General features: G+C 67.2%; 8 protein-coding genes. 3 read left to right on the top strand and 5 right to left on the bottom strand.

The window, feature by feature from the left end; translation table 11 throughout:
* Window positions 1-158 precede the first annotated feature (158 nt).
* Both ACE3UY_RS04715 and ACE3UY_RS04710 read right to left on the bottom strand, forming a co-directional pair.
* Complete coding sequence (locus tag ACE3UY_RS04715; protein ID WP_374686399.1) at window positions 159-1022, bottom strand: metal ABC transporter ATP-binding protein; 864 nt, start codon at window positions 1020-1022, stop codon at window positions 159-161.
* 165 nt (window positions 1023-1187) lie between these two features.
* A complete protein-coding gene (locus ACE3UY_RS04710; RefSeq protein ID WP_374686398.1) occupies window positions 1188-2141 on the bottom strand; it encodes a metal ABC transporter solute-binding protein, Zn/Mn family in 954 nt (317 codons plus the stop codon).
* 127 nt (window positions 2142-2268) lie between these two features.
* On the opposite strand from ACE3UY_RS04710, the gene ACE3UY_RS04705 reads away from it, so the two are divergent.
* The 3 genes from ACE3UY_RS04705 (at window position 2269) to ACE3UY_RS04695 (ending at window position 6740) form a co-directional block, all read left to right on the top strand.
* A complete protein-coding gene (locus ACE3UY_RS04705; RefSeq protein ID WP_374686397.1) occupies window positions 2269-3591 on the top strand; it encodes a cytochrome P450 in 1323 nt (440 codons plus the stop codon).
* 140 nt (window positions 3592-3731) lie between these two features.
* Window positions 3732-5945, top strand: a complete 2214-nt coding sequence (locus tag ACE3UY_RS04700; RefSeq protein WP_374686396.1) for a GAF domain-containing protein — start codon at window positions 3732-3734, stop codon at window positions 5943-5945.
* Between the two features lie 135 nt (window positions 5946-6080).
* Window positions 6081-6740 (top strand): response regulator, encoded by a 660-nt coding sequence (locus tag ACE3UY_RS04695; RefSeq protein WP_374686395.1) that lies wholly within the window; start codon window positions 6081-6083, stop codon window positions 6738-6740.
* Window positions 6741-6857: 117 nt separating this feature from the next.
* On the opposite strand, the gene ACE3UY_RS04690 is transcribed toward ACE3UY_RS04695, so the two are convergent.
* The 3 genes from ACE3UY_RS04690 to ACE3UY_RS04680 form a co-directional block, all read right to left on the bottom strand.
* A complete protein-coding gene (locus tag ACE3UY_RS04690; protein ID WP_374686394.1) occupies window positions 6858-7712 on the bottom strand; it encodes a DegV family protein in 855 nt (284 codons plus the stop codon).
* A gap of 86 nt (window positions 7713-7798) precedes the next feature.
* The gene (locus ACE3UY_RS04685; RefSeq protein ID WP_374686393.1) at window positions 7799-9907 is read right to left on the bottom strand and encodes a UvrD-helicase domain-containing protein; all 2109 of its coding nucleotides are present in this window, start codon (window positions 9905-9907) and stop codon (window positions 7799-7801) included.
* Window positions 9908-9992: 85 nt separating this feature from the next.
* On the bottom strand, window positions 9993-10632 hold a 640-nt coding region (locus ACE3UY_RS04680), incomplete at its 5' end, for an FHA domain-containing protein (RefSeq protein ID WP_374686392.1).

The raw sequence follows: 10632 nt of genomic DNA, 5'->3' as shown, positions 1-10632 counted from the left end.
GCACGGGGCAGACGACGCCCACGATGATGGCCGCCAGCAGGGCGCGGAGGATGAAGTCTTATTGCTGTGGTTCTAACATTGTTTTGGGGCTTGGGTTTTGGGGCTTGGGGCTTGGGAAGAAAATTCTTCCCTAGCCCCTAGCCCCTAATCCCTAGAACCTATTCCCCCTCACAACAAGTATCGGCCAGCACCACCGCGCCGACAGCGTCAATCACGTGCAGGTGGCCGCCGTAGGCGCGGAGCAGGTTGTCGGCGCGCAGGGCCTCGGCCGGCGGCTCGAAGGCGACCAGTTGCCGGTTGAGCAGCATGATGCGGTCGAAGCGCTCGGCGGCCAGGTCGAGGTCGTGCGTCGCCAGTAGCACCGTGACCCCCTCGCGCCGCAGATCGTCGAGGATGTCGATAATGGCGTTCTGGGTCGGCAGATCGAGGCCGTTCAGCGGCTCGTCGAGCAGCAGCAACTCCGCCTCCTGGGCCAGGGCGCGGGCCAGAAAGACGCGCTGCTGCTGGCCGCCCGATAGCTCGCCGATACCTTTGTGGGCCAGGTTGGCCGCGCCTACCCGATCCAGGCTGGCCCGTACCAGCCCCCAATCGGCGCGCGCCGGCCGGCGCAACAGGCCGATCTGCCCCACGCGCCCCATCATCACCACGTCCTCCACCGTCACCGGAAAACGCCAATCCACCTGGCTGCGCTGGGGCACGTAAGCGATGCAGATGTGGCCGTCGGGGCCGTGGCCGAAGACGGTGACGCGCCCCCGGTCGGGCCGCAGCGTGCCGGCGATGAGCCGCAGCAGCGTGCTCTTGCCCGCGCCGTTGGGGCCGACCACGGCGATCCGCTCGCCGCGAGTCACGCGGAAGCTCAGCCCTTCCAGCGCATAGCCCGGGCCGCCGTCGCCGAATCGCAGCCGGTCGTTGTAGGCCACCCAGACGTCGTCCAGTTCGACCGTCGGCGCGCCCGGTTGGTGGGGGACGCCGTGGACGGCGTGCTGGGCGATCGGCATCACTTCATTACCCTGTTTGGACATCCTGATACATCCTCGTAGGGGCGCACCTGCGTGTGCGCCCTGGGGCAGACACGCAGGTCTGCCCCTACTGCGCTACGGTTGCAGCGCCTCCACCAGCGTCGCCACATTGGCCCGCATCATGCCGGCGTAGCCCCAGGGCAGACACGCAGGTCTGCCCCTACTGCGCTACGGTTGCAGCGCCTCCACCAGCGTCGCCACATTGGCCCGCATCATGCCGGCGTAGCTGTCGGCCCCGCTGCCGGGCAGGCCCAGCGCGTCGCTGTAGAGCGTCAACACCTGCACGGTTTCGCAGTCGCTCAATTCCTGGCCCAGCGTCCGCGCCAGTTGGTCGCTGACCGTCGTCTCGATGAACAGGCTGCACACCCCTTCGGCGGCCATCGCCCGCGCCAGTTCGGCCACGTTGGCCGCCGTCGGCTCGGCCAGCGTGCTCGCACCGGGCACAACCGACCCCAACACGCGGAAGCCATAGGCGTCGGCGAAGTAGCCGAACGTGTCGTGGTTGGTCACCAGCACGCGCCGCCCGGCCGGGATGGCCGCCGTCTGCGCCCGCACCTCGGCCTCCAGCGCCTCCAACTCTGTCCGGTAGGCGGCGGCATTGGCGGCGTAGGTCGCGGCGTTGGCCGGGTCGGCGGCGCTGAGCACATCACGGACGTTCTCCACCCAACGGTAGACGTTGGGCACGCTCTGCCAGACGTGGGGATCGGCGGCGTTGCCTTCCTCTCCGGCCAGCGGGCGCGGCTCGATGCCGGCCGAAATGGGCGCGACCGCCCCGCCAATCGTCGCCAGGTCATCCACCAGCCCTTCTTCCAGGTTCCAGCCGTTGACGAAGATCACGTCGGCGTCGGCCGCCGCGCTCAGGTCGGCCGCGCCGGGCTGGTAGCTATGCGGGTCCTGGCCCGGCCCCATCAGCGTCGTCAGGTCGATGGCCGCGCCGCCCACCCGGCCGACCACGTCGCCGACGAGGCTGGTGGTCGCCAGGACGCGCAAGGGGCCGGCGTGCGCCATCGGTTCGACTGCCGGCAGCGCCAGGGTCAGCAGCCCGCCTTCGACCGTCGTCGACACGCCCAGAGCGACACAGCCGGTCAGGAGCAGGGTCAGCAGCGCCTGGATGAGCAACACCCGAAGCGCCGCGGATTGAGTCCTGCGGCCAAGACGACCATGCGCTATACTATTCACGGGTCTCTGGCCCAACTCGCAATTGATATTTTGTATCATTTCGACCCATTGTAGCCGCCGGCAATCGTTCATGTCAAGCGAACCACCCGATCTCTTCAGCCGCGCCTTCAAGGCCGACCCCTTTCCGACGTTCGCCGCGCTGCGCCGCGAGCGGCCCATCTATCCTCACGCCGCGCCCGACGGCCGCACCATCTGGTACGTCACCCGTTACGACGACGTGGCCGCCGTGTTGCGGGATGATGAGGCGTTCTGCAAGGATCCGGGCAATGTGGGCAGGGGAGCGGGGGAGCAGGGGAGCGGGGGAGCGAGTGGCAAGTGGCAGGTGGCAGGTGGCAGGGCGCAAACAACGTCAATATCCAAGGTGGAGAACGCGATCTCCCCTGCCCCCCTGCTCCCCCGCTCCCCCGCGCCTCCACACGCCTCCCTCGCGCGGCGCATCAACGCCAACATGCTCTTCAGCGACCCGCCCGACCACACGCGGCTGCGGGCGCTGGTCAGCCAGGCGTTCACGCCGCGGCGCATCGCCGCCATGGGCGAGCGCATCCAGCAGACGGCCGATGCCCTGCTCGACCGGATGGCGGCCGAGGGGGAGACCGACCTGATCGCCGCCTACGCCTTGCCCCTGCCGGTGGTCGTCATTTGCGACATGCTCGGCATCCCGCCGGCCGACCGCGACGCTGTCAGCGAAGGCTCGCAAGCCATCATCTCACCCGGCAGCCGCGGCCTGACCTATAGCGCCCGCAAGCGCAAGGTGCGCGCTTTCATCCACTACCTGGGCGACCTCTTCGCCCAACGGCAGGCCGACCCGCGCGACGATCTCATCACCGCCCTCGTCCAGGCCGAGGAGGCGGGCGACCGGCTGAGCGAGGCAGAGCTGTCCAGTATGGTGGCCCTCCTGCTGGTGACCGGCCACGAGACGACCGTCAATCTGATCGGCAACGGCGCGCTGGCGCTGCTGCGCCACCCCGGCCAACGGGAACGCCTGCGCGACGACCCGGCGCTGTGGCCGGCGGCGGTCGAGGAGTTGTTGCGCTACGACGGCCCCGTGGAAACGTCCACCTCGCGCTGGGTGCGCCGCGACGTGGTTTGGGGCGGCCAGACGATGCATCGGGGCGACCTGATGCGCGCCGTCATCACCGCCGCCAACCGCGACCCGGCTCACTTTGCCCGGCCCGACGAACTGGACGTGGGCCGGCGCGAGAACCGCCATCTGGCCTTTGGCCTGGGGGCGCACTACTGCCTGGGCGCGCCGCTGGCCCGGCTGGAGGGGGTCATCGCGCTGGAGACGCTCTTTCGCCGCCGGCCGGGCCTGGCCCTGGGCGCGCCGCCGGAAGCGCTGGCCTGGCGGTCGGGCGTCCTCTTTCGCGGCCTGCGACAATTGCCGGTCGTTTAGAAACCGGATTTTCCCGGAAAACCCGGTTTATATAGGTTAGTGGGTTGCGTAAAACATTTAGATTAGGTATGATGACGTAGTATTGAAACAATGATGCGCGGCCGGCCGCCACAGGTCCGGGCCGCTGTGGGGGTGGCGCGATGACCCCAGCAACGGAAATAGCAACCCAGCTTAGTCGCGAACGGTCGCACTACATTGCCGAACTGCTGCGCACCGACCAAACCCTGCGCAAACAGACCGACCGTCTGCGCTACCTGCAAGCCGTTCACCTATCCATCCTCTCGGCCGAATCGTTGCCGGCCATCATGGATGTCTCCATCCAACTGCTCGGCAGCCTGCTCCCCAGCCTGTCTACTTCCATCGTCCTCTACCATCTGGAGAGGGGCGAATTTGAGTTCCTGAAGAGCGACTGGCCTCAGTTCAAGACCGGCGTGCGCCACCCAATTCATATGTGGGATATGGTCACCCACCTGTCTCAGGGGGAAGTCCACTACATCCCCGACATCCAGGCGACCCACGCCGATACGCCCACGCTGGAAGCGGCCATCACCATCGGCAGCCGCTCTTTCCTCTGCGTCCCCCTGCTCTACCGCGGCCAGTTGATCGGCAGCTTCTCCCTGACCATGGCCGAAGTCCACGAGTTCCCGCCCGAAGAGCTGGCTATCGTCCGCGAGATCGCCAACTCCGTCGCCGTCGCCCTCCAGCACCAGCGCTTGCTAGAGGCCGAGCGGCAGAGCCGCGAGCGCGAGACGACGCTGCGCGAAGTGGCGGCCAGCCTGACGATGGGCCTTGACCTGAACGAGTTGCTGCAACGTATCCTCGACCAGTTGGAACGGGTTGCCAGCTGCCAGAGTTCGACCATCTGGCTGCTGGAGAATGACCGGCCGGTCATCGCTGCGCAGCGAGGCACAGCGAGCACGCCGGAAGAGGAGCGCAACCTGCTCAATGCCGAGCCGCGCAGCCTGATGTCGGTCTTGCGCTCGGCCCAGCCCCGCATCATCAACGACACCACCGGTTCACCCGACTGGGTTCCAATGCCCCGGCTCATCAACATCCGCTCCTGGATGGGCGTACCTCTGGTCGTCAAGGGGGTATGTATCGGCGCGCTGACGCTTGACCGCGATCGGCCCAATGCCTTCACCGTCCAGGAGATGGATTTGGCGCTGGCCTTCGCCAACCAGGCCGCCATCGCCATCGAGAACGCGCGTCTGTTCAACCAGGAGCAGCGCCAGGCCGTCCGGTTGGCGGAGATGGTGCGCGAGCGCACCCGCGAACTGGAGACGCTCTACGGCATCACCGCCGCTACAATCGAGAATCCGGACCTGTCCAGCGTGTTACAACGCTCTCTGGAGTTGACCATACGAGCCTTCCGCTGCCCGGCGGGGGCCATCTACCTGACCAACGTCGATCCGGCGTCCCATCCGGCCGCCTGGCTGGGCGACCGGGAGGGGTTGGTGCGCGCGCTACTGCAGTTGACCGCCGATCACCCGCTGTTGACCATGCCGCTGCTCAATGGCGGGCCGCGGTGCAGTTGCGGCGGCGAGATGCCGGCCGATCTGGCGGAGCAAGGCGCGGGGGGCTATGCCGTCGCGCCGCTGCGGTCGCGCGACCGGAACCTGGGCGTCCTGGTTCTGCTCTGCAATCATGCCAACTGCTTTGACGAGTCGGCGTTGCCCCTGCTGTCGGCCATCGCCGACCAGATCGGCGCGGCGGTGGAGAACATTGACCTGCGCCAGAAGACGCGCCAGGCCGCCATCATCGAGGAGCGCGAGCGGCTGTCTCGCGACCTGCACGATGCGGTGACCCAGACTATCTACAGCCTCAGCCTGTTCGCCGAGGCGGCCCGCGAGTCGGCCCGCTCAGCCGACATGGACAAAGTCGAGCGCCACGTGCAGACCATCTTGCAGATGAGCCAGCAGGCGCTGGGCGAGTTGCGCCTGCTGCTGTTCGAGATGCGGACGGAGGCGCTGGCCAGGCAAGGGCTGGCCGGCGCGCTGCGCGAGCGCCTGCAATCGGTCGAGAAGCGGGCCGGCATTCACGTCCGGTCGCACATCGAGGACGTAGGCCCGCTGCCCGTGGCGCTGGAGGAGGCGTTCTACCGCATCGGCCTGGAAGCGCTGAACAACAGCCTCCATCACGCGCGGGCGGCGCGCGTGGACGTGACGCTGCTGGCGCGTCGCGGCGAGTTGCGCCTGACCGTCCGCGACAACGGCGTCGGCTTTACGCTCAACGGCAATGGCGGCGGCCTGGGCCTGGAGAGCATGCGCAACCGGATCGACAAGGTCGGCGGGACGCTCACGCTGACCTCCACACCGGGACACGGCACGCGGGTCGAAGCCCACGCCCCGCTCTAATTAGGGGCTAGGGAAAAGATGCTGGGAGCAAAGGATAGGATGGACAGGGTATGGGAAGTAGACGGAGCCTGGAAGACTCGTTCTTCCCTGGCCCCTGGTCCCTAACCCCTAGCCCCTATCCCCGGGGAGGGCAACATGGATGAGTTAATTCGTATTCTGGTAGTGGATGATCAATCCATCGTGCGCGAGGGACTGTGCGCGATGCTGGAGACCAAGAACGGCTTCCAGGTGGTGGGGGTGGCGGCCGACGGGGATGAGGCGGTGGAGAAAGCCCTCATGCTGAACCCCGACGTGATCCTGATGGACCTGATGATGCCCAACAAGAACGGCATTATGGCCATGCGCGAGATCATCGAGAAGCGCCCCAACGCGCGCGTGCTGGTGCTGTCCAACTTCAGCGACGAGGTGCAGATCGTCGAGTCCATGCGGGCCGGGGCGATGGGCTACATGCTCAAGAACGCCATGCCGCAAGACCTGGTGGACGCCATCCACCAGGTTCACGCCGGCGAGACGCCGCTCAACCCATTGGTGGCCCGGCGGCTGGTGCAGACGCTGACGGTGGGACGGCCTGACGTGTTTTTGCGCGACCTGTTGACGGAGCGCGAGATGGAGATCGTCCGCCTGGTGGCTGAGGGACGCAGCAACCGGGACATCGCCAAACAGTTGGACATCAGCAGCCGCACCGTGGGCACGCACGTCAGCAACATCATGACCAAGGCCAAGGTGGACAACCGCACGCAGCTGGCGCTGCTGGCGTTGCGACAGGGGATCGCGTCGCTCTTTCCGGCGGGGTGAAGAATGGGACGCTGATGACGCAGAATTTCGCGCTGATTTTCGCTGATAAGAGATTGCTGGTTTCTTATCAGCGAAAATCAGCGTCTTTTATCCGCGTTCATCAGCGTCCTATCTCTTCTACACTTCTGTGTAATAGCCCATCCCAACCACCCCCGGCCCCACGTTGGCCCCGATGACGGGCGTCAGTTGGCTGACCAGCAGTTCGACCGGGTTGACCGCCTCGCGCACGTAGCGGACGATGCGCTCGGCGTCCTCGGGCGCGTTGGCGTGGATGACGCCGGCATGCACCCGGCTCGTGCCCTTCATCTCACTCACTACTACGTCGAGCATGTGCTGAATGGCCTTGGCCTTGGTGCGGATAGAGGCCAATGGCTCGATGCGCCCGTCCTCCAGGTGCAGCACCGGCTTGATCGACAGCATAGAGCCGACCAGCCGTTGCGCCCCGCCGATGCGGCCGCCTTTGTGCAGGTACTCCAGCGTATCGACGACGAATAGCACGCGCATGCGCGGAACCAGGGTGCGCACGTACTCGGCCACCTCGCGGTAGTCGTGCCCCTCGGCCGCGTAGCGGGCGGCGGCCACAGCCAGCAGCCCCAACCCCAGCGACGCCGAGCGCGAATCCACGATCTCGATCGGGTAGTTGCCCATCGCCTCCGCGCCCAGATGGGCCGATTGCAGCGTGCCGCTCAGGAACTCCGACACGAAGATGGCGACGATGCTCTCCGCGCCCTCGGCCACCTTCTGGAAGTGCTCGGTGAACTGACCAGGAGCCGGCTGCGACGTCTTGGGCAAATCCTTGGAGTGCGGCAGCCGCTCGTAGAACTCCTGCGTGGTGATATCGATCTGATCCAGCAGGCTCTTCCCTTCCCAATTCAGGATTTGGGGGATGACGTAGATGTTATGCTCGGCAATGACCTCGGGCGCGAGGTTCGCAACGCTGTCGGTGACAATGGCAACTTTAACCTTAGGCATGGCGCCGTTTTCTCCTTCCTTGTTCTGTTCTCTTGGTCCCATCGGGTAGGCAAGCGGCCTGATTGTAAGGGACGGTGGGTGAATCGTCAATCAGCGCCGGCATCCGCGTTCAGCAGCGTCCGCTGTTTGGCCCGGATGAGCGGCCCCAGCGCCCGCCACAGCGGCCCATCCTGCCGCACGCCGCGCCGGTCGAGGTCGCTGCTGGCCAGGATGACCCCGTCGCGGCAGCGCGCCGTCAGCCCGCGGATGATGCGCGTCAGTAGCTCATTGCGCACGGCGAAGTCCTCATCCATTGTCCATAGCTCCTCCGGCGGCCGGCTCTGCACCAGGACGAAGGCGTTGCTGAGCGGCTGGCGGGGGATATCCCACCAGCCCTGCGCCGCCGTCTCCAGCCACACCTGCACCCGCGCCGGCTCGCCGGCCAGCAGGTAGGCGTAGATGGTGGACAGGACGACGCCGTTGGGGTCGGGCGGCTCGCCCCAGTCGGGCGGGTTGGCCGTGACGAGGCCCTGATTGACGGCGTCGATGAAGGTCGCGCCGATCTCGGCCTCGCTGGTCAGACCTATGGCGGGGGCGGCCTTGCGCAGGCGCGCCGCCGCCCGCACCAGCCAATCGAGCACGGCCGCGCCGGCCAAATCTGGCTCCGGCCGGAAGTGAGGCTGGGATAGCAGTTCGTTGAACAGGCTGTGCAGGAAGGTGTCCACGCTCTCGCCGTAGCCGCGCCCGGCCAGCCACACACGCAGCTCCTCCACCAGCCGCACGCTCGGCTCGCCGGCGCGCTCCACGATGCGCGGCGGCAGCGTCTCGGTCGGGGCCAGGTCGGGGCCGTCGGGCCGGTAGAGGTGATCGACCAGGAGTTGGGCGCGGGCCGGGTCCAGCCCGTCGATGCTGAGCGTCAGCGCCTCGGCCACGTCGTAGGGCGCGGGGTGGATGCCCCAATCGGGGTGGGCCAGCGCTAGCCAGGTCAGCCAGGCGCGCACGCGCGGCTCCTCGCGCGGGCTGGTGCGGCGGCGCAGCAGCCGGTAGGGCAGCCCCGCCTCGCGCAGGGCCTGGGTCAGCATGTAGCGCAGCGCGCCGTCCATGTAGGGCACGATGATGGCGATGTCGCGTGGGGCGACGCCCTGATCGTAGACCAGATGGTGCAGCGCCGGGGCCAGGTTGTTGACCATCTCGCGCCGGTAGCGCCCACCGATTACGTCCAGGATGCGCGCCTCGGCCCCCGCCGTAGGCAGTTGTGTGTGGCCCAGAAAGTTCTCCACTTGATTGCCCAGCAACGCCATATCGGCCGGCGCGACGAAGCCCTCGGTGAACTCATAGACGTGGTCAAAGCGTGTGCGCAGCCCCTCCGCGCCGTGGGGGTCGGCGGACAGGAAGCGCTTGTAGCCCGCCGCAGCGTCGGCGGCGACGGCTGTGGTCTGCGTCTCGCTCATCAGGCCGGTTACGAAGTTCTGGCCGGCCGGCGTCTGCTCCTCCAGGTTGTCCACCAGCAGGTGGCGGTAACGCTCGCGGAAGTAGCGGTGGAATTCGGGGTGGCGCACCAACTGCGTGTCGAACACCTCGACCATCAGCGACAGATCGAGCAGGCTGTTCTCCAGGCATTGGCGGCGAAAGGCGCGGGCGGCCGTGGCGGCGTCATCCAGGTGCAGCCGGCGCTCCGCCTCGCCCGACCAGGTGCGCGACTGGCGGGAAATGGCCTCTTCCAGCGACAGGGCGTTGAGCGCGGCGCGGTTGAGCGTGTCGAGCAGCTGGCTGACGATTTGCTGCGGCCGCAGCCGCAGGTTAGCGAACGCCCCCTGGCCCAGCAGCGGCGTCACCACGCGCCACATGAGCACCTGGGCCAGATCGTAGCTGAGGAAGGCCGGCGGTTGGTAGGGGCGGGCGAAACCGGCATCGCGGGCCACCAGCGGCCAGAAGAGCGACACCATGCGCCGGGCCAACTGGGTGTAGTTGGTGACGTTGAGCTCGGCGAAGGGGCCGAGCCCGGAGGCGCGGACGGCCTCCAGGAAGGCGTCGCGGTGTTCCGGCTCGGCCACCAGGGCGAGGATGGTGTAGGCCGGCTCTCCCCCGCGCAGCAGCCGCAGGAGCCGCTCGTGCAGCGCCGTCGTCTTGCCCGTCCCGGCCGGGCCGTAGAGGAAGCTCGTGCCGCTGGCCGTCGCCGCTTCGAGTTGTAAGGGTGTGAGAGTTTGTAGATTCACAGTTGTCAGTTGTCTGTGGTCAGTGGTCAGTATGCAGTGGGCACTGAATACTGACCACTGACAACTGACCACTAATTACTGACCACTAGAGTTGTCTATAGCGCAGCCGCACCGCCCCCAACTGAATCACGTCCCCGTCGGCCAGTTGCAGGCCGTACTCGGGAACCTGACGGTCGTTGACGTAGGTGCCGCTGGTGCTGCCCGCGTCGTAAATGCGGTAGCGGTTGCCCTCCAGCCGCAGGACGGCGTGAGCGCGGGAGACGGTGAGGTCGTCGCGGAAGGCGATCTGGCTGAGGGCCGGGGAGCGGCCGATGCGCACCTCTGGGTCGCGCAGCGTCAGTTCGTCGGCCATGATCGTCTGCGCCTCCAGCACGTCAAGGTGGGCCATAACGAACGGCTTCTCGTGCAGGCCCGTCTTCATAAAATCGACCTCGCCCATCACGTCTACGCCCTGGGCGGGCGTGGGCGTGGGCGGGTAGTCGGCCGGCGGGCCGCCGCGCCGGCGGCGGCGCGGTGTGCCGGCCGGCCGGCCCTGGAGCGAGCGCCACAGGAAGTAGCCCAACACGCCCAGCGCCAGCACCGCTAGCAGCCCTAACAGCCACAGCGGGTTGAAACGGAAGCCGGCCGGCTGGAGTTCTTCGGGAACCTGCACCTCGTCCCCCTGGGTCACGGTGATGATGACCGGCGCGCTGACAGAGGTGAGGCCCTGGCTGTCCGTGACGGCG

It is taken from the genome of Promineifilum sp. (SeqCode), from assembly GCF_041918635.1.
Taxonomy (GTDB): Bacteria; Chloroflexota; Anaerolineae; order Promineifilales; family Promineifilaceae; genus Promineifilum.
This window is presented reverse-complemented; position numbering and strand designations above follow the sequence as displayed.